The organism is Rarobacter incanus (assembly GCF_006715765.1).
GTDB lineage: Bacteria > Actinomycetota > Actinomycetes > Actinomycetales > Cellulomonadaceae > Rarobacter > Rarobacter incanus.
This window is the reverse complement of sequence record NZ_VFNV01000001.1, coordinates 1,564,289-1,586,566: the sequence shown is the minus strand read 5'-3', so window position 1 is coordinate 1,586,566 and position 22,278 is coordinate 1,564,289. Positions and strand designations below refer to the sequence as shown.

Annotated in this window: 15 protein-coding genes and 2 tRNA genes; 10 read left to right on the top strand and 7 right to left on the bottom strand. The window is 62.6% G+C overall.

The features are described from left to right. Positions 1–92: 92 nt before the first annotated feature. The 5 genes from gyrA to FB389_RS06615 all read left to right on the top strand — a co-directional run bounded on the left by gyrA (position 93) and on the right by FB389_RS06615 (position 3,997). Complete coding sequence (gene gyrA / locus FB389_RS06630; protein WP_142112116.1) at positions 93–2,738, top strand: DNA gyrase subunit A; 2,646 nt, start codon at positions 93–95, stop codon at positions 2,736–2,738. 117 nt (positions 2,739–2,855) lie between these two features. Next, the gene (locus FB389_RS10710) at positions 2,856–3,557 is read left to right on the top strand and encodes a DUF3566 domain-containing protein (RefSeq protein ID WP_246043565.1); all 702 of its coding nucleotides are present in this window, start codon (positions 2,856–2,858) and stop codon (positions 3,555–3,557) included. An 86-nt stretch (positions 3,558–3,643) separates the two neighbouring features. Further along, a tRNA-Ile gene (locus FB389_RS06620) sits at positions 3,644–3,717 on the top strand. Between the two features lie 27 nt (positions 3,718–3,744). Then, positions 3,745–3,861, top strand: a complete 117-nt coding sequence (locus tag FB389_RS10585; RefSeq protein ID WP_211344969.1) for a DLW-39 family protein — start codon at positions 3,745–3,747, stop codon at positions 3,859–3,861. Between the two features lie 63 nt (positions 3,862–3,924). Further along, positions 3,925–3,997: transfer RNA gene (locus FB389_RS06615), tRNA-Ala, on the top strand. Here the strand turns inward: FB389_RS06615 and FB389_RS06610 are convergent. Next, on the bottom strand, positions 3,971–5,443 hold the full coding sequence (locus FB389_RS06610; protein WP_170207910.1) for a recombinase family protein: 1,473 nt from the start codon (positions 5,441–5,443) through the stop codon (positions 3,971–3,973). The two genes, FB389_RS06615 and FB389_RS06610, sit on opposite strands and share 27 nt — an antisense overlap. Before the next feature lie 553 nt (positions 5,444–5,996). On the opposite strand from FB389_RS06610, the gene FB389_RS06605 reads away from it, so the two are divergent. From FB389_RS06605 to FB389_RS06595, 3 genes are all read left to right on the top strand, one after another. Next, positions 5,997–6,851 (top strand): hypothetical protein, encoded by an 855-nt coding sequence (locus FB389_RS06605; RefSeq protein WP_142112113.1) that lies wholly within the window; start codon positions 5,997–5,999, stop codon positions 6,849–6,851. Between the two features lie 82 nt (positions 6,852–6,933). Next, the gene (locus FB389_RS06600; RefSeq protein WP_211344968.1) at positions 6,934–8,562 is read left to right on the top strand and encodes an Eco57I restriction-modification methylase domain-containing protein; all 1,629 of its coding nucleotides are present in this window, start codon (positions 6,934–6,936) and stop codon (positions 8,560–8,562) included. A 9-nt stretch (positions 8,563–8,571) separates the two neighbouring features. Continuing rightward, entirely contained in the window at positions 8,572–9,321 is a 750-nt protein-coding gene (locus FB389_RS06595) for a PaeR7I family type II restriction endonuclease (RefSeq protein WP_142112109.1), read from the top strand. 256 nt (positions 9,322–9,577) lie between these two features. Here FB389_RS06595 and FB389_RS06590 read toward each other — a convergent pair whose 3' ends face one another. Both FB389_RS06590 and FB389_RS10705 read right to left on the bottom strand, forming a co-directional pair. Beyond that, positions 9,578–10,456, bottom strand: coding sequence for a DNA adenine methylase (locus tag FB389_RS06590; protein WP_246043564.1), 879 nt, complete (start codon positions 10,454–10,456; stop codon positions 9,578–9,580). After that, positions 10,453–11,964: a ParB/Srx family N-terminal domain-containing protein gene (locus tag FB389_RS10705; RefSeq protein WP_246043563.1), complete on the bottom strand. Its 1,512-nt coding sequence runs from the start codon at positions 11,962–11,964 to the stop codon at positions 10,453–10,455. The genes FB389_RS06590 and FB389_RS10705 overlap by 4 nt, the downstream gene beginning before the upstream one ends. Positions 11,965–12,865: 901 nt before the next feature. Between FB389_RS10705 and FB389_RS06580 the strand changes: the two genes are divergently transcribed. Together FB389_RS06580 and FB389_RS06575 are read left to right on the top strand one after the other, a co-directional pair. Beyond that, complete coding sequence (locus FB389_RS06580; protein ID WP_142112103.1) at positions 12,866–14,404, top strand: NUDIX hydrolase; 1,539 nt, start codon at positions 12,866–12,868, stop codon at positions 14,402–14,404. Positions 14,405–15,002: 598 nt separating this feature from the next. Continuing rightward, on the top strand, positions 15,003–16,631 hold the full coding sequence (locus tag FB389_RS06575) for an MFS transporter (RefSeq protein ID WP_142112101.1): 1,629 nt from the start codon (positions 15,003–15,005) through the stop codon (positions 16,629–16,631). Positions 16,632–16,686: 55 nt separating this feature from the next. On the opposite strand, the gene FB389_RS06570 is transcribed toward FB389_RS06575, so the two are convergent. The 4 genes from FB389_RS06570 to FB389_RS06555 all read right to left on the bottom strand — a co-directional run bounded on the left by FB389_RS06570 (position 16,687) and on the right by FB389_RS06555 (position 22,110). Beyond that, positions 16,687–18,039, bottom strand: coding sequence for a polysaccharide deacetylase family protein (locus tag FB389_RS06570; RefSeq protein ID WP_246043562.1), 1,353 nt, complete (start codon positions 18,037–18,039; stop codon positions 16,687–16,689). 170 nt (positions 18,040–18,209) lie between these two features. After that, on the bottom strand, positions 18,210–19,922 hold the full coding sequence (locus tag FB389_RS06565) for a DEAD/DEAH box helicase (protein WP_142112099.1): 1,713 nt from the start codon (positions 19,920–19,922) through the stop codon (positions 18,210–18,212). Between the two features lie 386 nt (positions 19,923–20,308). Continuing rightward, the gene (locus tag FB389_RS06560) at positions 20,309–20,788 is read right to left on the bottom strand and encodes an adenine nucleotide alpha hydrolase family protein (protein WP_142112097.1); all 480 of its coding nucleotides are present in this window, start codon (positions 20,786–20,788) and stop codon (positions 20,309–20,311) included. After that, entirely contained in the window at positions 20,785–22,110 is a 1,326-nt protein-coding gene (locus tag FB389_RS06555) for an SLC13 family permease (RefSeq protein ID WP_211344967.1), read from the bottom strand. The genes FB389_RS06560 and FB389_RS06555 overlap by 4 nt, the downstream gene beginning before the upstream one ends. Positions 22,111–22,278 lie beyond the last annotated feature (168 nt).

The following is a 22,278-nucleotide window of genomic DNA, read 5'->3' as shown; positions in this document are numbered from 1 at the left end:
GGAATAACGCACACAGCCCCAGTGCCGGGCGCTCGCCCTCCGTTGCGGAGGCGGCGAGTACCGGCCACCACGCCTAAGAAGGAACCACAGTCATGAGCGATCAGACCCCGCCCGTACCGCCAACCAACCCACTGCAACCCGACGACGACGCGCCCGTTGCCCTGCACCACGACCGCATCGAACAGGTTGACCTACAGCTCGAAATGCAGCGGTCATACCTGGACTACGCGATGAGTGTCATAGTCGGGCGGGCGCTGCCGGACGTGCGCGACGGCCTCAAACCAGTGCACCGCCGCGTGCTGTATGCGATGTTCGATGGCGGATACAGGCCCGACCGCGCATTTTCGAAGTGTTCGCGCGTTGTCGGCGACGTCATGGGTAAGTTCCACCCGCACGGCGACAGCGCCATCTACGATGCGCTGGTCCGCCTGGTGCAGGACTGGTCGCTTCGCTACCCGCTGGTGGCCGGGCAGGGCAACTTTGGGTCCCCCGGTAACGACCCCGCGGCCGCTCCCCGATACACCGAATGCCGCATGGCGCCGATCGCCATGGAGATGGTGCGCGATATTGAGCGCGACACCGTCGATTTCCAAGACAACTACGACGGGCGCACCCAGGAGCCCGTTGTGCTGCCCGCGCGCTTCCCGAACCTGCTGGTTAACGGTTCGGCCGGTATCGCGGTCGGCATGGCAACCAACATCCCGCCGCACAACCTGCGGGAGGTCGCATCCGGGGTTCAGTGGTACCTGGACCACCCCGACGCGACCAACGCCGAACTGCTTGAGGCCCTGATCGAGCGCATCAAGGGCCCCGACTTCCCCACCGGGGCAACGATCCTGGGCCGCCGCGGCATCGACGAGGCGTACCGGACGGGACGCGGATCAATCACCCAGCGAGCCGTCGTCAGCGTCGAGGAAATCCACGGCCGCATTTGCCTGGTCGTTACCGAACTCCCCTACCAGGTCAACCCGGATAATCTGGCGGAAAAGATCGCGCAACTGGTCAAGGACGGTCGCATCCAGGGAATCGCGGACATCCGCGACGAGACCTCCGGGCGCACGGGCCAGCGGCTGGTGGTCGTGCTCAAACGCGATGCCGTCGCCAAGGTTGTGCTCAACAACCTTTACAAGCACACGCAGCTGCAGAACAACTTCTCCGCCAACATGCTGGCCCTGGTTGACGGCGTGCCGCGGGTACTGTCGATCGATGCGTTTGTGCGGCACTGGACGATCCACCAGCTCGAGGTCATTGTCCGTCGCACCCGGTTCCTTCTGAACGAGGCCGAAGAGAAGATCCACATCCTGCGCGGTTATCTCAAGGCACTCGATGCGCTCGACGAGGTCATTGCGCTGATCCGCGCGTCGGCTACCGTCGACGATGCACGCAGCGGACTTATCCAGTTGCTGGACATCGATGAGGTGCAGGCGAATGCCATTTTGGCGATGCAGCTGCGCCGCTTGGCAGCGCTGGAGCGCCAGAAGATCATCGATGACCACGATGAGTTGGAGCGCCAGATCAAGGATCTGACGGACATTTTGGCCCGGCCCGAGCGCCAAAGGTCCATCGTGGGTGACGAACTGGCGGAACTCGTCAATAAATATGGGGACGATCGGCGCACGTCGATCATGCCCTTCGACGGGGAGGTTTCGATCGAAGACCTCATCGCCGAGGAGGAAATGGTCGTCACGATCACGCGCGGCGGGTACGTCAAGCGAACCCGCATCGACCAGTACCGTGCGCAGCGGCGCGGTGGCAAGGGAGTGCGCGGGGCGCAGCTGCGCGAGGACGACATAGTCGAGCACTTCTTCGTTACCTCCACCCACCACTGGTTGCTGTTCTTCACCAACCTGGGGCGGGTCTACCGCGCCAAGGGATACGAGCTTCCGGAGGCCGGGCGCGACGCCAAGGGGCAGCACGTCGCGAACCTGCTGGCCTTCCAACCCGATGAGCGCATCGCGCAGGTGCTGGCGGTGAGGGATTACGAGGCCGCCGACTACCTGGTACTCGGCACCAAGCGCGGTTTGGTCAAGAAGTCGAAGCTGGCAGAATACGATTCGCCGCGTTCCGGTGGGTTGATAGCCATCAACCTGCGTGAGGATGACGAAGGCAACCCCGACGAACTGGTCGCGGCGCGGCTCGTCAACGCGGGCGAGGATCTGATTCTGGTATCGCGCAAGGGGCAGTCACTGCGATTCACGGCAACCGACGAGGCGCTGCGCCCCATGGGGCGTGCCACATCGGGCGTGACGGGCATGAAGTTCCGCGGGGACGATGACCTGCTGACCTGCGATGTCATCACCGATGACACGTTCCTATTCACGGTCACCGAGGGCGGTCTGGCCAAGCGCACCGCGCTGAGCGTGGAGCAGTATCGGGTGCAGGGCCGCGGCGGCCTTGGTGTCAAGGTTGCGAACCTGCCCGAATCGCGGGGGGACCTGGTCGGTGCTCTGGTCGTCCACGAGGACGATGAGGTGCTTGTCATCATGGAGCGGGGCAAGATCGTCCGGTCAGCGGTGCGTGAGGTCAATCCGACCGGGCGCACATCGCAGGGAGTCATCTTCGCCAAGCCGGACAAGAACGACCGCATCATTGCGGTTGCGCGCAACGCCGAGTCGGAGCTGGAAGATGGCGACGGTGAGGCGGACGCCGCCGAGGGCGCCGAAGCGACACATCGTGGTGACGACACCGCCGCGGTCGCCGCGGAGCCGTCCGGCGAAGAAAATGTAGACGAATCGTAAAAGAAACGCCGGAAACGGTGTGGTGGCGGGGTGCGGACCCCGCCACCGGCAACAATGGGTAGATGCGTCACCGCCGCCGCGGTGGCGACGGTGGGAACCTGACGGAAAGTAGGGACTGTGGCGGCACAGAAGAAGAAGAGCAACGGCGCGGGCGTCGGTAACGGCAACGCGACCAGCCCCACCCGCAAGTCGGTCAAGCCGGTCGTGACAGCGGGGACCGAGGCCGGCAGCGGGCCCACCGCCGCCGCGGGCGGCGCCGATGGTGCAGGTTCTGGGGCCGCCACCCCAGCAGAGGCACCCGCGTCCGTTCCCCCCGCCGGCTACGCTGCCGCGGGCGCATCCGCGGGGACCGGCGGCGCAACTCCCGCCGGGGCGAGCGGTGGCGCGCGTCCAGGCGGTGACAACCGGCCCCACAACCTAAAGAAGGCAGCCACCGTGGCCGCTGGAGGCCTGCCCGGACCGCGCAAGGTGCGACTTGCCGTGTCGCGGGTCGACCCGTGGTCGGTCGTGAAGTTCTCGTTCTTAATTTCGTTCGCGGTGGGGATCATGATCATCGTCGCGTCCGGTGTCTTTTGGTACGTCTTGGACGGTATGCACGTCTTCACGACCGTCAACGACACGATCGCCGAAATTGCGGGCGAGCCGGAGAAGTTCAACATTTTGCAGTGGGTGACGCTCGAACGGACACTGTCGTTGGCAACGATCATTGCGCTAATTGATGTCGTTGTCTTGACCGCGCTGTCAACGATCTTCGCGTTCCTGTACAACCTCACGGCCATGTTGGTCGGCGGTATCACGGTCACACTGACAGACGAGTGATCGCCGATTTGGTTACTGACCGGAAAGTACGGTAATGTCAATCGCCGTGACACCGATACGGTGGCGATCCCACGGGTGTCACGAACGGGCCTTTAGCTCAGGCGGTTAGAGCGCTTCGCTGATAACGAAGAGGTCGGAGGTTCAAGTCCTCCAAGGCCCACGATCCGACTTTTTGAGGAGGACGAGAATGAAGAAGTTGCTATTCGCAGCGACGCTCGTCGGTGTAGGAATCGTCATCTGGCGTTTGGTCGCACAGGAGGACGAGGCCCGCGACCTCTGGGCCGAAGTGACCGACAAGGTCTGACGATCCGGGCGCCTCAAAGGCGGAATGACGGCATGCACCTTTTGCGGGGTGGGCCGCATATACGGGGCCATGGCGCAATTGGTAGCGCACCTGCTTTGCAAGCAGGGGGTTAGGGGTTCGAGTCCCCTTGGCTCCACCCAAAGTGTCTTACGGGAACACGCGACATCAGTAGATGTTGAGTGTTCCCGTTTGGCTTCCTTGCCTCCGGTGAGCGTGCTCGCTTGGGTGACGATGGTGGCGAACGGCTCTGCGAGGCGGGGCGTAGTTGCTCGTCGTCGGTGATCTCCAACCTCGGGTAGAACGCTTGGTTCGCGAGCCTGCGGTTCGCGTCATCGGAGTGTACGTAGGTGCGGTGCGCGTCAGTCAGCAGTCGGAGTGAGTCGTGGAGGAATGCGCGGCCGCCGGTGTGGTGTTCGCTGTGCTCGGCGAGGCGGCGGTTCACGTCGGCGAGGCCGGTGCGGATGCGGTCTTGATGCCGCTTCAAGGTCGTGAGGTCGATGGCGTCGGCGAAGTGCGCGGCGAGGATCTTGTCGGACTCGACTTCGAGCCTGTGCCGGTTGGCGGTCAATTCCGCGAGTTCATCGGAGCGGGCGGCGAACCGCTCATCGAATGCGGCCTCAACCTCTCGGGCGAGGTCGGAGTATTGGGTCTCACTGATTGAGATATGCGAGTAGCAGTTGGCGACGAGGCGTTCCGCGACCGCGACGGGTACGGCTCTGCGGGTGCAGCCGGTGGTGCGTTTGCGTCTGCCGGTGCAGGCGAAGTAGGCGTAGCGGATGCCCTGCTTGTTTTTCGGCAGATCGAGCTGCATCCTCGACCCACAGGCCCCGCAGAACAGGGACCCTTTCAGATAGTGATCGTAGGTACGCTTCCGAGCGCGGGCCGCCTTCGCGGTATCGAGCAGTGTTTGGACGCGCTGCCAGGTCTCCATGTCGACCAGTGGCTCGTGAGTGCCGGGGTGGGTTGCGCCTTTGTAGGGCACGAGCCCGATGTAGTACGGGTTGCGCAGAATCTTGAAGAACGTCGAACGCCCGACCGGCCCTGACGGGCGTTGCGGTGTCGCGACGGTGACGAGGCCCCTGGCGGTTGCGTCGGTGAAGAGGTCGATGACGGTGTGCTCGCCGGTGGCGTATTGCTCGAACACCCACTGGATGAACGGAGCACGCTCCGAGTCCACCTCCACAGTCCGATACTCACGCCCTTGCTCATCACGCTTACGGACGTTGAGATACCCGATGGGCGCTCGCATGGGGGTGCCGCCCTGCGCGAGCTTTTGCGTCAGGCCCTTGGTAGCTTCGGTGGCGAAGTTGCGGCTGTAGAACTCCGCGATGGACGACATGATCCCGTGTACCAGCATCCCCGAGGGAGTTTGGTCGATCGACTCGGTCGCCGACACGAGCGTCACCCCAGCGGTGAGGACTCCGTGGATTTTCACGTCGTCGGCGCGGTTGCGTGTGAGCCGGTCCAGCTTGTGCACGATGCAGAAGGTCACCCTGGTCGCGGCGATGAACGCGAGCATCTCCTGCCGCCCGTCGCGATCCGCCGACCTGGCCGACTCCCCAGCATCGACGAACTCACACACGACCCGTGCGTCCAGCCGGCAGCTTTCCGCGCGTTGGCCTCGCGTTGGGCGGGGATCGAGAAGCCTTCGTCTGTGCCGCCGCGCTCGGCCTGTTCGCGGGTGGAGACACGGAGCTAGGACAACCGCGAGCAGCACCGGGGCGTCCGCCTCGTCGATGGTGACTGTGGTGCTCATGGTGGCCCCCTTGTCGGGGGTAGTGCTTCGCCTCGATCCTCTCGCACACCCCTGACTGAACGAAGTGCTGGAGACGACTTGGCGAAACCATCAGGCGGCGGGAGGCCGTAGGGGTCGGGCTCACCAGCGATTCAGGCGCGGTGCCGTGCGTCGGCGATGCCGAGCACCCACTCGATGAGCTTGCCCAGGTCAGGATCATCCCGCCGCGTCACTCGCAGCCTCAGATTCTCCGCCTCGCCAGCCATGAAGGACAGGTGCGCACCCGCCCACACGATGAACGAAACTCTGCTCCAAGATCGGTCCTCACCGAGAGGACACGCGTATTGCAGATCGAGGATTCGCCACTTACGTCGGCGATGAAACCGACGTAACGTAGAAGATGGCACTCAGACGCTACGACCCCGACGAGGCGGAGTTCGACGCCCGCTACCAGCGATGGCTCGCCGCGCTCGAAGCAGGAGACGAAGACGAACTCCTCGAAGCCACGGCGGCGATCCCCACCCTGAACAGTCAGGTGCTCGATAGGTTCTTCGCCACGCCCAGCGATGAGCTTGGCAGGCCCGGACAGAGGGCGATGGAGCAACGCTTGATCGTCCTTCTCAGTGAGCTTCGCCCCCACGAGGCGGCCCGGCTCAGTGAACTGCACAAAGCCAGGCAACGGCGCCACGACCGCACCACCCGCGTTTCGCGCGCAGTTGAACTGCCGACGAAGTGTGCTCGCTGCGGGAGCAAGCTCAAAGATGTGAAACCGACAGGCAGGCCCCGGATATACTGCTTTCCGACGTGCCGGAAGGCTGCGTACGAAGACTGCCGAGCCCACCGCGACGGAGCCGTCCAGGTGCAAGTCGTGGAGCGCATCGTCACCGAGATCAGGGAACGTCGTATCGATGTGCCGCACCCGCGAACCGAGTGCATCCGCGAGGTGTTCGCCAACGACGATGCGCTCGTAAACGTGATCTGGGCACTTATCGAAGCCGTCCGAGGAGGCGAAGATCCCGCCTTCAGCCCCGACCAGTCGCGGTTCTGGGATCTCTACAACAACACCGAAGTGCTCTACGAGGCCCTGGTCAAACTCGCCGCAAGCTACGAGCCACCAGAACCTGCAGAGCCAGCTGACGAGAAGCCCGGTGTGGCGACCAACGTCCACCGCAACATGCAACGCTTCACCCGCAAGCCGCCGCCCGGCGAGAACAACGAAGGTGGACACGATCAGCGGTTTCCTCTCCTGCCCTGAGAGAATGTCAGTGGCTAGCCGTACGCTTCAGCGTGAAAGGTTGAGTCACCTGAACACGATGGACGCAGAGGAGGGTTGCAGGATGAGTTCGGCAGTTCTTGAGGCCGTCGAGTATGGCGAGGTCTTTACTCGGCGGTGGGTGGTCGAGACGATGCTCGACCTCGTTGGCTACTCCGCTGAACGGAATCTAACGACCATGCGCTTGATCGAGCCCTCAATCGGATCGGGAGCTTTTCTGCTTCCTGCAGTTGAGCGACTTCTTCGAAGCGCGAAGACGCGTGGGGTCCCATTCCGTGAGCTCTCGAACTGCATTCTGGGCATCGATTTGCAACCACAGCACGCAGAGCACTGCAGGATTGCAATTGCTGACATGCTGAGTAGTGCGGGCGCAACATCCGTCGAGGCAGTTGAACTTGCGGCTCTCTGGGTGCAATCCGGCGATTTCTTACTTGCTGACATCCGAGGGCAAGCCGATGTCGTGATCGGGAACCCGCCGTATATTCGGAGCGATGACCTAGACAATGAAGTCGAAGCTGAGTACAGGTCGCGATGGAAGACCATGCGCGGCCGGGCCGACATTTACGTTGGGTTCTACGAACGTTCGTTGGGACTACTGAAACAAGACGGACGTCTCGCCTTCATATGCGCAGACCGCTGGATGAGGAATGCTTACGGGAAACGTCTCCGCGGCCTAGTCGTGTCAGGCTACGCAGTCGAGACCGTTTGGCAACTCCACGACGTGGACGCTTTCGAATCTGAGGTATCGGCATACCCCGCAATCACTGTTCTACGCAATTCCCGGCAAGGCGCGGCCACGATAGTCGATACAACAGCGGACTTTGGCGCTGAGGAAGCTGATCGCGCTGTCCGCTTCGCGTTGGGTACAGAGGCCGAGGCCTCAGGTAACGGATGGACGGGAGCACGGCTCAGTAGCTGGTTTGAGACCGCTGACTTCTGGCCTGCCGGGTCACCGCACACAATCAAGATTTTGGAAGATCTGGCCGAGCGTTTCCCGACGCTCGAAGCCGATGGCAACACTCGCATCGGAATCGGCGTCGCCACGGGTGCCGACAAGGCCTACATCCACTCAACAACGGATGTGGATGTCGAGCCTGCCCGACTACTCCCCATCGTCATGGCTGACGACATTCGCCAAGGATACTTGAGGCCTCCGGCGAAGGTGATGCTGAACCCGTGGGATGAGCATGGTCGTCTTGTTGATGCCGAGGATTACCCTAGGTTCACCGCGACACTGAGTTCCCATGAAGCCGTGATGAGTCGCTTCGTCGCTAGGAAGAACCCTGCAACTTGGCACAGGACAATAGACAAGGTTCTGCCTGGTCTCGCTGAACGACCAAAGTTGCTTCTTCAGGACATGAAAGCTCAGATCACGCCTGTCTTGGAACCCGGAGGGTACTACCCCCACCACAATCTCTACTACATCGTTTCTGATCGATGGGATCTAGAGGTTCTGGGAGGGCTTCTGCTCTCCCGAGTGGCTGAAGCGTTCATCAGTTCGTACGGCGTAAAAATGCGAGGCGGGACACTTCGATTCCAGGCGCAGTACCTCAGAAAGATAGCTGTGCCGTCGCCAGAATCACTTACTGTCGAACTCGCTGAGAGGTTCAAGACTGCCTTCCGCGAGAAGGATCGCGACGCAGCGACTACGGCGGCAGAGGAGGCCTACGGGCTGCCCTGCGGAACAATTTGAAAGGCAACAGTGACGCTACTGACATCGATAGAAACTTGGGCATCCGCCGTCCAGTCGTACTGGCTATCCCTCGACACCCAGGCCCTCAAACAAGGTGAGGCCTCAGGTGTCAAGGACACGGGGAATCGCGCCGCAGTGACCGGTGGCAAGCAGATGAATGCGCTGCAAGCGGTAGTTGCCAGCATCTGGCAAAGCGATCCCGACGTGAAGTTCGAAGTGCGGTCTTCCGGCCAAACGAATCTTCCCGCATACTTCCGAGCCTCAAAGAACTGGGACCTTCTCGTGCTCTATCGGGATGCTCTCGTGGCGGCTATGGAGTTCAAGTCTCAGCGCGGCCCATCCTTCGGTAATAACTTCAACAATCGAACTGAAGAAGCACTTGGACTTGCCGCAGACTCGCAGATGGCGATAGAGCGTGGTCTCTTCGGGCATTTCAAGCCATGGTTCGGCTTCGTGATGCTCGTTGAAAGTGCGGTGGGATCAACGCGGCCCGTGAAGGTGCCGCTGGGGATGCCGTTTCCTGCCGATTCCGTGTTTCATGGCGCTTCATACATAGAGCGGTATCGAATCTTCTTCGAGCGCATGGTGGCCGAGGGCAACTACGACGCCGTGGGACTCGTTACCTCTCAGGCCGGCGCCGGAGACTATTCGGAGCCGTCCCCGGCCTTGTCGCTGGCGAATCTGGAAGCGGCGATCCGCGCGCGAATCACCTACGTGAAGGCGCTACCTGACGAGGTCTTCGATCGGATCGTTCGGTAGGACGGACAAGCCCAGACACCAAATGAAATCGCGGAGTCGATGGGAAAGTCCTGGGACATGGTATGGCGGTGATCGTGTGATCCTTCGTGTTGGCGGCGGGCTGTGAGGGCTCGGAGGTCGGGTTCGCCGACGCGGCGCGCAGTCACTCGCGTCACTATCGCCAAAGCCCTTCGCCCGGTTCCGGCTCACAAAAATACACTGTTCTCCGGATGAGGTTGGCACCGCAACTGTGCGCGTCGCAAACGAGTCGGGGGCGCTACGCCGAGACCCACGAGGCATTGGCACCTCTGAGAAGTTGGATGCTATCGACATTGATGTGCTCACTGAACACGACAATTTCCGAGCCGATGTGTTGGCGTTGCGCGGTGTGAGCAATGTCAAATCGAGCCATACGCAGCCCGGAATAGAGTTCTTCAGTCACGCGCTCGCTGACATCGTAGGTCAGCATCCAGGGAGTGGAGGAGTCGCGTAGTTGCTCTGCGAGGAGTCGGTGATCGTCGTATGAAAGCGAATCGAGGTACAGATCTTCGCCCTGCACGATGTAGGGCGGATCAACGTAGGCGAACACGTCTTGACCTAGTGGTTCGAGCGTCTTCATGAACTCTCGCCCGTCTAGTTGCGAGACTTCCACCCGCCTGCGGTATTGCCCCAAGCGACGCACTCGTTCCGCAAGATCCACACGGTTGAACCGTGCGTCAATCTTCCACCTGCCGGTCTGGTTCAGTCCCCCAATTGGACGTGCCGTGAGGATGCCGGAGCGATTGCATCTGTTTAGGAAGAACGTCGCAAACCCGAGTTCGAGATCCTCTTGCTCAGAAGGGCTTTGAAATATCTGTCGGGCCTGCTCCCAGTGCTCAAGGTCAACCACAGCCGTTTCTATCTGCCGGGAGAACCGCTCAGTGTCATAGAAGACACAACGCCAGAACGCGGCAATTCCCGGCGAGAGATCGTTGATGCGTACCGCACGCACCTGCTCATCAACGAGTAGACGAAGGGCCGCACCTGCTCCACCAGCGAAGGGTTCTGCGTAGATCGTGGGTCGAGTGGCCTGTGCGCGCATCAGCGATGCAAGGTAGGGCGCGACGCGGGCTTTGCCGCCCGGGTACCGAAGTGGGCTGAGGAATGGATGACTCACTTCGCGCTGCTGCCAATGAGTAGGTTCAAACGCTCCAACACCGGTCGGAATGTCAGGCTCAGAACTCGTACTTCCGAAGGGGCCGCGTTGCCGTGGATGTTGTGAACGAACGCGTTCAAGGATTGGACGGCCAGTGCGTCTCCATCCTGGGTTCTCGTCCAGGCCATCTCCAGCGATTTGTCTCGTTTGAACGAGTTGTGACATTCAGGGTCAAGCGCCAACAGCGCGTGGCGAACCTTCTTCTTGAGCGAGTCATCCTCCGTTGCGCCCGTCACGACTCCGCGAGCAATAGCTTCCGTGACCGTGAGTTCCAGGAGGACACGTACCAGTATCCCGCTAACCGGCGCGGCATCAACAATGTTGATCTTCTGGGACATGCTAAGAAGCTCTCGAATACGTGGGCTTAGGTGAGGCAACCTCAGAGATTTGAAGATTACGTTCTCGGGTGGAGCGGACTTGCCGCCTCCACCATTTCCCGAGGTTCCGCCCCCGTTGTTCGGCTCCCCACCCCCCGATGTTCCGTTTCCATTTCCGCCCGTTTCTGCGCCATTTCCACCATTGGAGCCGTTGCTGGTACCTGTTCCAGCCCTGGACGTGCCGCCAGCGGCGCCGTCGCCATTATCCCCACCTGAGGTATCTGGTCTTGGATGCTCGCCAGGGCGTCTAGGAACGGACAACCGATTTGCCCGGTTGGGGAGCGCATCAGAGCGATCAACGACGTACTTCAGACGTTGGTCTTTCGACTTGATGTCAGTGACGCTTACGCCACCGATTCTCGCCGCAAGGTCGCTGAAGATTCGGCTGACACCAGCGCGAAGGTCGTCGGTCTCATAGTCAAAGAGCACCTCGTCCTCGCCGAACTGGAACCCGAAGTCACGACGCACATCCGGGTCTGCGACCAAACGCCCCAGGGTCGTCAAGCGCGTGCGGCGCACGGCCGCCACATCAGACAGAAGGTCGGTCTCGCCCGAGAAATCGGCCTCCACAGCTTCACAGAACAGCGTGGCACGGTCGGCTTGGCTCCCTCTTCTGCGACGATAGTTGTTGGTCTGCCACGCCTTCCACCCAATGACACCCACACCGTCGTTCTCGCCGGTGTGGCGCAGTTCGATCCAGTGTCGGGCAGCCTCACGATTCTCAGCCTGGAAAACGTCAATCGAGTCCGGACCGATGCCAATCTGCTGAAGTGTCTTGAACCTCTTGACAAGGGGCGTACCCAATTCCGCTGCCGCCGTCGCTGCAAGGTCGGGATTACGAAGCAGTTTCAGCGCGGCGAGCCGCCGGTTCCCCTCGATAATGACCAAATCGCCATCTTCGTCAACGACGACTGGGAGTTCTGTTGGGTTGAGCGAGCCCTCCGTCGCGATGTCCTGCGCTAGGCTCACGAGTTTGTCAGCAGCGTCCAGCAGGAGCGCGGTGACGGCTTCATCTTGTCCGTTAACTTGCTCTCGGAACCGAGGGTTTCGTTCGTCTAAGAGCAGCCCAGACACAGCCTCATTTATGACCACTTGCGCCCCCTACTCGGTACTCACCTAACCCTCAGAGGTTATCATTGAGGGCCTCTCGTGACCGGGGGCCCAGCATGGTGCGACGGTCTGAGGAGGGGTGGAGTGCGACCCTCCAGCGTTCCGAATTCGCACATCATCTTTCCGCTCCGAACCGAGGGGCCCTCCGGATCTCCAAGTCCAAACATGCTTTGCTGATTTCCAGAGTAAGGAAGTCGCGGTCAGTTGTACGCTCGTGCTGTCATCGGGTCTTTGCCCAGACCGTGCCCCGGTGAACTCCGAACCGATGCGTCAGCGCGTTCACGCTCACGCCCTGCCCGCGGGTTGTTCTCATAGCGTCCACTTCCTCGTCGGTCAGCTGTGTTCGAGCGCGTCTCCTTGGCTCTGCAGCGGCCTCGATCAGTGGGTCACCAGGCTCGCATCAGGTTCGGCCACGCCGTCGTACCCTTGACTCCACGCGGAAACCAGCCGCTCAACCCGCTGTCGCCTGTTCCCGTAGCGGTCGATGGAGTCCACAGTGGCGGGTGAATCGTCGAAGCACCGACGGTTCGCCTGCTTTTGTGTTTTGTGGATGTGTTGGCGCCGCAATGATGCGGTGCCTGTACCCTCGGTATGTCCAGGCGAAGAGTATGAGCGCAGGCATCACCTGCAAGCGCAGGTTCTGTGTGTTGCAGTTCATTCCCTTGCTGCAGGATGCGGTTTCTACAATGCGAGCCACATTGCGCGTCTCGCAGAGGATCACAACACATATAAGTCCAGTCACGCGGGTTGGAGATAGAAGTCCACACGCGGATGGGGGCTTCTAGATTGAATACATACTGAAGAAGATGGCACGGCCGAGAATCCTCAGGGGAATGGGCAGCTAAGGTTGTCTGTGTAGCACGGGGCGAGCGACAGGGGCGGGGTGAAACAGGCTGTTATGGAGCAATTGGCGACACTAGGTGTTTGGTTGGGGCGGAATGTCGAGCCGATCTCCGCGATCATAACCACACTTTTGGCGATCTGGGTTGCATTGTTGAGTATCTCCAACGTCGCCCGCTGGTATACCGAATTCCAGTTGAAGCGGGCTCGAAGGATCACGGTTGGAAGGACTCTCGCGAGTGCTGGCGTTTCTCGAAAGGAGCGAAGTCGCTGGATAGCTGAGGCAAGTTCGGTTTCCAGCCCTATCGATGAGATCAGCATTCTTCTAGACGTCCTCCCGCGTCGCGATAGCACGGCGACTGTCGAGCCGTTTCTGTTAAAGATCGATGGCCAAGGGGCGTTAGACGCAGCGACGGCAAGGGAACTCGTTGCGGCATACAAGAAGAGTGTCTCCAGACTAGAATCGCGGGTGTTGTTCGCGACTGCAGCGACACCTGCTATTAGCAATGCAGTTGTGTCAATGCGGGCTGTTGTGGAGATACTCAACAGCTACATTGACGGCAGTGTAGGGCAACGAACGACGGAACTTACATATCGGTTTTCGCCGAAGTGTTTGGCGAAAGTCTTCGATCTCGATAGCACAGAGTCGGGCATCACGATTTCCGGCAACGTTCCACGCGACATTGCTGTTACGTACCGGCCGATGCCTGTCCGCGACACGAAAACACCCAGGGTCCAGAGCCATCAGATTCGTGAGTATGACGGCCACCTCCCTTGGCTCACGTCATTCCGCGCTGAAACCGACCAGAGCAATGGGCGTCCGCGACTTCATTTTTCCTTTGAGACCGCTACCTACAGCAGGTATAAGGAATACAATTCGATTCGCCTTGGTATGGACCCGGAAGCTGAGTGGCCCGTTGACGGTCTCCTGTCGTTGTCAGTGATTGCACTAGACAATTCGGGAAGGCTGTTGGCTGTTCGCCGCGGCCCCGGACTCATGTATGCCGCAGGCCGGCTGAGTAGTTTTGCGACCGGCAACCTGGACCTCAAGACAAGGCGTCATCTCAATCTGGATGTCGACGCGTTGGGCCTTCCATCTCCTGTCGAAGCTGCTAGACGAGAAATACGAGAGGAGACTGGGATTGATCTGGGACCTGAGCGTATCCACGCAATAGGATTAGGACGACTCTGGTCCTCCGAAAAGGGCGCGTTGGATCTCGGAACTTACCACTTACATTTCGTTGCGACGACGGATATGACGGCTGAGACAGTCGTACGTGAATTCACGCATGCCGATCCGGTGGAGGGTGCATGGGAGGTCGGTAGAGAGATGCTCGCAATCTCGATACCTGACAATCCAAGGGATGTCGCGGATCTCGTGAGATGGATGAGCGCAACGGAGGGCGCAGTGGCCCAGTTATCCACAGGTATTCTCTTGTTGGCAAGCACGCGAGGAATGAGGCTCTCAGACTTGGTTCGTTACCTCGACAAGAGTACTGTGACCAAAGCCGACAAGCGGTTTGACGAGCTAGTTGATCGATTTAGTATTCCGTCGCCTTTGAATCCCGCCCAAGGTCTTTGAAGGTTGCTATCTCGAAATCGCGGCCGTCGGTAAGGGTATTGGTTGCGCAAGCAAACTGGATGGTCCTATTTCAGCAATCTCGGAATCATGGACAACAAACAGCACAGCGAAGTCTTTTGAGGTCTTAGTGGAGTGCCGCAGGGCACTCGGTAAGGGTCTTTCGAGGGCGCGCCCAGGCCGCTCACGCTGACACACCCCGGCTAGCGGCCATGCTCGGCCGCGATCTCTATTCGTATGTGTTAGCTGGATCGCGAGTTCCTGCCGTGCTAGCAAACGGCCGTGAAATCTATGGCGGTCCGAGCCCGCCGCGCACATTTCAGATCGAAACTTGCATGGATCACCGGGCGGAACGAAGTCAGTGCATTTTCGGCGAACCGGTAAACGAACTTGAAGCGCTGCCGCGTTGCGAACTGTACGCCGCTAGGACCCGCGCGCGATTGTTTTGGGAGGCCGCGCGGCTCTTGATTGACTAGGTTTCTGACACTATCGTCAGATCCTTTCGCGCGAAGTTATCCACAAAACGCCGCAATCCCACGTGTCGATCCCGCAGGCCGCCTAGTGTGGAACCAATGGACCGACCGGGCGAACGGGGTAAGGAATGTCCGACGAAGCGATGGGTGCCGCACCGACAAAACGCCAGTGGGTGGGTCTCGCGGTCCTGTCCCTCGGGCTCGGCGTTATTGTGCTCGATGGCACGATCGTTGGCGTCGCGCTGCCGACGATAATCGCGGATCTGAGCCTCGACCTGACCGATGCCCAGTGGGTCAGTAGCCTCTACGCGGTGCTTCTCGCGGCCTTGCTCCTCTCGACCGGAAATCTGGCGGATCGGTGGGGTCGAAGGCGGCTGTTCATCGCGGGACTTATCGTGTTTGGCGTCGGCAGCGTGTTGGCCGCGCAGGCGGGTTCGGCGGGGGCCCTTATCGGTTCGCGCGCGGTGCAGGCGGTGGGGGCGGCGCTGATCATGCCGTCGACCCTTTCGACCGTGAATGCAGTCTTCCGCGGGAAGTACCGGGCGATGGCCTTCGGTGTGTGGGGAGCGGTCATATCGGGTGCCGCCGCGATCGGCCCACTCCTTGGTGGAGCGCTGACGCAGTGGGCGTCCTGGCACTGGATCTTCCTGGTCAATGTCCCCGCCGTCATTGTCATTGCCGCGGCAGCCGCGGTGACGGTTCCCGAGACGCGCGGCCGCAAGCCCAAGAAGGGCATTGACGTCGACGGTGCACAGCTGAGCGCGATCGGCTTCGGCGCCCTGGTCTTCGCGATCGTGGAGGGCCCCGATCTGGGATGGTGGCGCCCGACCGGTACCTTCCAGGTCTTTGGGCACGCGTGGCCCGCCGACGCACCGCTCTCGGTCGTTCCCTTGGCGATGACCGTCGCAATTGTGGCGATAGCCCTCTTCGTGAGGTGGGAGAGGCACCGCGAACGGGTGGGCCGCGATGCTCTGTTGGATCTGGACCTGTTTAGGTTCCGGACCTTCACGTGGGGCAACCTGACCGCGGCGATGGTCGCCATCGGCGAGTTTGCGATCATTTTCATTCTGCCCCTGTATCTGACCAGCGCCCTGGCGATGAGCGTCATGGGTGCCGGGCTGGTGCTCGCGGCGATGGCCATGGGAGCATTCGGTTCGGGGGCCGCGGCTCGCCACGTGGCAGGCCGCTTCGGCGCGCCCACGACCGTCTTGATAGGACTGGGACTCGAGGTTGCGGGCGTGGTGGCGCTTGCCGCAGTCCTGGGACCCGCGACCAGTGGGTTCGTCGTCGCCTTACCGCTGGTTGTCTACGGGCTGGGATTGGGGCTTGCCTCGGCGCAACTGACCGGCACGGTCCTGCGGGACATCCCCGTTGACGTTTCCGGCCAAGCCTCCGCGACGCAGAGCACCGTACGCCAGATCGGCACCGCGCTCGGCACCGCGGTCGCGGGTGCCGCACTTAGCACCGCTTTGCGCCTGACGCTCCCTGATTCGCTGGCGCCGCTCAATCTTTCCGACGAGGCCTCCGCCTCCCTCGCCCAACACACCCGCGAAAGTGCGGGCACCTTGATCACGGCACTGCGCGAACAGGGACCGGGTGCGGCTGCTCTTGGCGCTAGTCCGTCCGCCACAGTGGACGCATTGGCCGCTGGCTTCGCCACCGCAACCCGTTGGTCCTTGCTGGTGGCGGGCGTGTTCTTGCTCGCGGGATTCGCGGGGGCGCTCAAGGTGCGCGCAGCGTCCAACCGCCCGCGGTAATGGACCGCGTGCCAGGGAACTACAGGCGCCCGCGCGATTCCGCCGGCCTCTTTGGCTACTTCTTGCCCTCGATGGCCTTCGGCCGGAGCGGGTCAATCACCTTCGCCGCGTCGAAAAACGCGCCTAGGACCTTGCGGCCGTTCACCGCTGCGTGAAGCGAGATGCCGTCGACGTTGATGCGAGCCTCGCGCAAGTACCCCTTGCCGAATTGTCCCCAGTGCGTCGTTGAGCCGTCGACATTGAAATAGAAGTTGAAGCCCTGCGCCTTCAGGTAGTCGTACTTCGCACCCGAATAGTGCTCGATTCCGGCAATGTCGGCTCCGAACGGGTAGATAAGCAGGTCGGTCGGCCCGATGATCGGCTCGACGTCATCCTTCCATCGTTGGGTGTCCGTCTTGATCCTGGTCAGCGATGATGTCGTGAAATTGATGTGGCCCCACGAATGGGAGGCGAACTGCCAGCCCTCGGACTTCAGGGCATTGGCGACGCGGGTGGCATTGTCGATCGCAGCATTGAGTCGCCGCCCCTTCTTGTACACGCTCGGGGAAGAGCGATAGCCCAGAACCCCGTTGTACCCGGTCAGCGCGATCACTCCCTTGTACCCGTAGGGGGCAAAGTCGGGGTGCTTGGCGACAAATTCATCGACTATCGGCATAACGTCGTAGGCGCCGGTCGATTTGGCCTTGGTGATGGGATCCGTGTACTCGTTCTCCACGCCCCCGTCCGGCCCAACAATCAGCTTCGAGGCGAAGCCATCGCCCTTCATGTACTGATAGTACGAAACATCATCCACGGAAAGTACAAGAGGCTTTTTCCCGCGTGGAACCCGCAGTTTGCGGGGCTTGACGGCCCCGCTTGCGGTGACTCGCGCCAACTGATGCGGGCTGACCAGGACGTATCCCTTTTGGTAGACCTGGTCGAGGATGCGGCGGAACTCGTCGATGGTGATCATGTAATCGAGGTAGCCGTTGCCCGATTGCGGATCGTTGAATGCCACGCGGGGATTGACGATGAGCGAGTGGAAGAAGAGGTGGGAAACCTCGGCGTTGTCCTCCCACACGTAGGTCTTGCCCGCGGGCTTGGAGGGTCGGAACGTGTCGGTGGGAACGACTTTTGCGGACGAGTTCCCCGCAGCCGTGGGCGATCCATCCCCTTGCGCCTGCGGCGCGCCCTTTCCGCCCGGAGCTGCCGAATCACCTTCTGAGGTGGCGTGACCGCGGGTGCCCTGCTCGTGGCGGTCCGAGCCCGATTCCGGTGCGCCGCCCGATGCGCCCGCGCCAGGGGTCCCAGGCGACGGCTGGCGCGCCGGAGCGTCGGAGGATCGCGCGGCGCGATCCGTCCCGCTGCCGCCCTCGGCGGGGCTGGTGGTGCACCCCGCCAGGGACGCAACCACGAGGGTTGCCGCCAATGCGGCGCTTATAGGCCTGCGGGAAATCCCAAACCGCACCGAAAACCACTTCCGAACAAATCGACCTGTGCGTTGTCCCTTTCGACGCTAGGCCGGATCTATCGCGCCCGCAGCCCGAATGCGGGTCAATTGCGTGTCAGCTGCGTGACAGTTCGCAACGCGGTCTCGCTTTAGCGCCCCCCGCGCCCGCCGCCAGCTGAATACCGCGCCGCGCTGTGCCCGCTGCGCGAGGCACGAGCGGTGGAGCGCCGCGAGGCCCCCTGGGTTGCGGCCTCGCGACGCCCGGCATTGCCGCCGCCCTGCGACCGCGCGCCACCGCTCTGCGACCGCGCGCCACCACCCTGCGAACGCGCGCCGCCGCCCTGCGACCGCGCGCCGCCGCCCTGCGAACGTGCGCCACCGCCCTGCGAACGCGCGCCACCGCCCTGCGAACGCGCGCCACCGGACCTGGCCCCGGAAGCCTTAGTGTCTGACCCCACCGAGTCTTTGTCGGTCCGGTCGGCTGCGCCGCGGGCTCGCCCTTTTACCGCGTTCCCGCGCCGCGGCGCGCCATTCTTGGCACCCGAGCGCCCGGCGCTGTTGGCGGCAGACCCGCTGCTCGCGGCCGCGGTCGGGCGGATGAGGGCGGCTCGTTCTCCGATAAGCGATGTCACTAGCGGATGCACCGGAGTTACGGCCCGCGGCGCGGCCGAGATCTTCGCCTTGCGCATGAGCGCCTTGACGTCATCGACCTGATCGCGCTGGGCGATGGTCACAACGGTGCCGTCGTGCCCGGCCCGTGCGGTGCGCCCAGAACGGTGCAGGTACGCCTTGTGTTCGGCCGGCGGGTCAACGTGAATCACCAGATCGACGTCGTCGACGTGGATGCCGCGGGCGGCGATGTCGGTGGCTACTAGTACCTTGGCGGTGCCGGAGGAAAAGGCTTCGAGGTTGCGTTCGCGGGCTCCCTGGCTCAGATTCCCGTGCAGATCGACGGCGGGTATGCCCGCCTGCGTGAGCTGCTTGGCGAGCTTCTTCGCACCGTACTTAGTGCGGGTGAACAGGATGCGTCGGGCGGTGCCGGATGCGAGTTCGCGCACCAGATCCTTTTTCGCCGCGGCATCATCGACCACAAGGAAGTGGTGGGTCATCGCATCCACCGGGGAGGAGGCGCTATCGACCGAATGGGTGACTGGATCATGCAAATAGCGGCGGACGAGTTGATCCACTCCGTTATCCAAAGTCGCCGAAAACAGCAGCCGTTGACCGCGCTGCGGGGTGCGATCCATGATGCGCTTTACGCCCGGCAGGAAGCCGAGGTCGGCCATGTGGTCTGCCTCATCGAGGACCGTGATTTCGATGCCGTCCAGGGTGAGGGCACGCTGCGAAAGCAGGTCCTCTAAGCGGCCCGGGCAAGCGATGACGATGTCGGCGCCGGCGCGCAGCGCTTCGACCTGCCTGCTCTGTGCAACTCCGCCGAAGATAGTCGTCGTGCGCAGCCCGACGGACTTCGCCAGTGGCTCGATGGTTGCGTTGATCTGGTTCGCAAGTTCGCGGGTTGGGCACAGTACCAGCGCGCGCGGGTGACCCCCGGCGGAACTGCGCGGCGCGCGGGCTTGCGCGCCCGAGCGTGGGTGCGACTGCTGGGCGCGGGGTGCCGCCGGCGCGGTGGTGTCGCGGCTGGTCTGCGGCCCGTTGGCGGCCGGCCCGGCCAGGCGCGTGACGGTCGGGAGGGCGAAAGCCAGCGTCTTGCCGGATCCGGTGCGCCCGCGCCCCAGCACATCTTGCCCGGCGAGCGTGTCGGGAAGGGACGCGGACTGGATGGGGAACGGGCTTGTCAGGCCCTGGCGATTGAGCTCAGAAACGATGGCGCTGGGCAGCGCAAAATCGGCAAATGATGCCACGGTGAAACCTTTCGGGTCCCGCGCGCACGCATGACGTGATGAGGCGGGATGGGAGATGGAGTCGGAGTTCGCCGCACGAGAACACCCACATGGGTGGGGGCTTGTCAGACCAGAACTCTACGACGCAGGGCGGACCAGAAGCGGTCGGCCACTACACCAGTGTCTCACGGATGCGCGTGGGTAGGTGGCGCCGGGGATGCTGGTTGCGTTCCTGGCGGGGCGTTTCGCGGATGGGTGGGTGGCGCCGGGGATGCTGGTTGCGTTCCTGGCGGGGCGTTTCGCGGATGGGTGGGTGGCGCCGGGGATGCTGGTCGCGTTCCTGGCGGGGCGTTTCGCGGATGGGTGGGTGGCGCGGGGGATGCTGGTCGCGTTCCTGGCGGGGCGTTTCACGGATGGGTGGGCGGCGCCGGGGGCGGGGGAGGGAGCGTGTCGGTGTCAGGAGCCAGGACCGGCCACACCAGTAGAACCCTGCACGGCGCGTGATCGACGATGAACCGCGTGTGGCGCCCCAGGCTACGTGGCCCCAGGTTGCTCAGATCCCCGTCGCGCGCCAAGATCAACAAGTCGGCGTCGCCGAGCTCGCGCACGACGGCGTGGCCCACCGCGCCCGTGACCACAAGCGCCGCGGCATCGCGCGGGCACGCATCGCGGGCCTCGTCCACCAGATCTTGCGCCAGCGAGAGTGCTGCCTCGCGCTCGACACCGCGCCTGCGGCCGCCGCGCCCGAACAACGAGCCTCCCAGGGGACCCACCGACTCCTCGTCGGCCGCGGCGATAAGCGTCACGGAGGCGGATTCGGGGAGGACGCGGACCTCGTCTATAACTGCTTGCCATGTTCCCGGTGCAACAAAGGCCACTGTTTTCAACTCACGTCTCCCATCAGCATTGATGCCGCCCATAACCCGAGCGTACTGAGAATTAGAACGGCGGGCGTCGTGAGCAAGCCGACGCGCCTGTATTCACCCAGCTGTGGTGGATCGGCGCCGCGCGCCACTATTCGGCGCCACAGCAACGTCGCCAGCGAACCGACATAGGTGAGGTTCGACCCCGCGTTCACGCCGATCAACGCCGCCAACACCGCGATGGGGCCGAGCGGCGCAACGAAAGGCAGCAGCATGAGCGTCGCCGGAAGGTTGTTGACGAGGTTCGCTGCGATAGCTGCAAGGAACGCGATCGCCAGCAATGCCCAGAGCGAACCGTCGTGCGGAACCACCATCTTCGTGAGCGACCCGGCGCCGTGATCAATGACGGCGGCGACCACGATCGACAGGGTGGCCACGAAGGCGAGGAACGGCACATTGATCGCGCGCACGGCGTCGGCGAATACCCTGCCGGCGGTCGCCCCGCCTGTGAGTTCTTTTCGTGACGCCGTCGCGCTTCGCCTTGCGTCAATCCCCGCCACGACCAGCCGCCGGACCAATAGCGCCAGCGCGCCGGCCCAGGCGACCCAAAACGGCTCGAAGTGCAGGGGGGACGAGACCACAAAACCGGCGAAGGTCGCCGCCAGGATCGTGAGCGCAAAGCGGGGTATTGGTTTGCGAGTCGCGCGCTTGTTCGGGGCGCGCGACACCGACAGATCCGCGCGGAAGTAGCGGCGCAAAAGAACGTACTCCGTGGCGATGGCCAGCAGCCAGGGCGCGAACATCAGTCCAGCGAAGCGCCCGAACGTGAGTCCCGATGCGCTGAGCGCCAGCAGGTTCGTCAAGTTGGAAACGGGCAGCAGCAGGGAAGCGGAGTTCGCAAGATGTGCGGTTGCGTACAGGTGCGGCTTGGGGCGGGCGCCGATGCTGGTCGCGGTCGAAAGGATCACCGGCGTCAGCAGCACCACCGTTGCGTCGAGGTTCAGAACGGCGGTCGTGACGGACGCGACGGCGAAGACGAGCACGAAGAGTCGCTTGGGGTTACCCCGCGAAGCGTGCGCCATGAACGAGCCGGCCGCGGCGAAAAGGCCCTCGTTTTCGCACAGGTCGGCGAGCAGCAATGCGCCAGCCAGAAAGGCGAGCGTCGGGCCGAGTGTGACGATGTGAGCCCAGGCGGCCGAAAGCGATACGCCGCCGATTGCGACCAGGAGTAGCGCGGCCGGGATCGAAGCGGTGGCCTCGGGCAGCTGCCGCGGCCGCACGACGGCGAACGCAAGCGTTCCAAAGAGCGCTCCCAAACTGATCGCGGTGAGAAGGGCCCCGGGCACCGTCATATCGTAGGGGAGGCGGACAACGTCGGCGACACGTGGACTGCTAACGGCCCGCCGGCACGAGAACGTGGGTCCCGATTCGATACATACCGGTAACATTGCGGGTCTACGGTTGGAACTATTCCGTCAGCCGGGCCGATCCCCCGACGATATTCGTAAAAAATT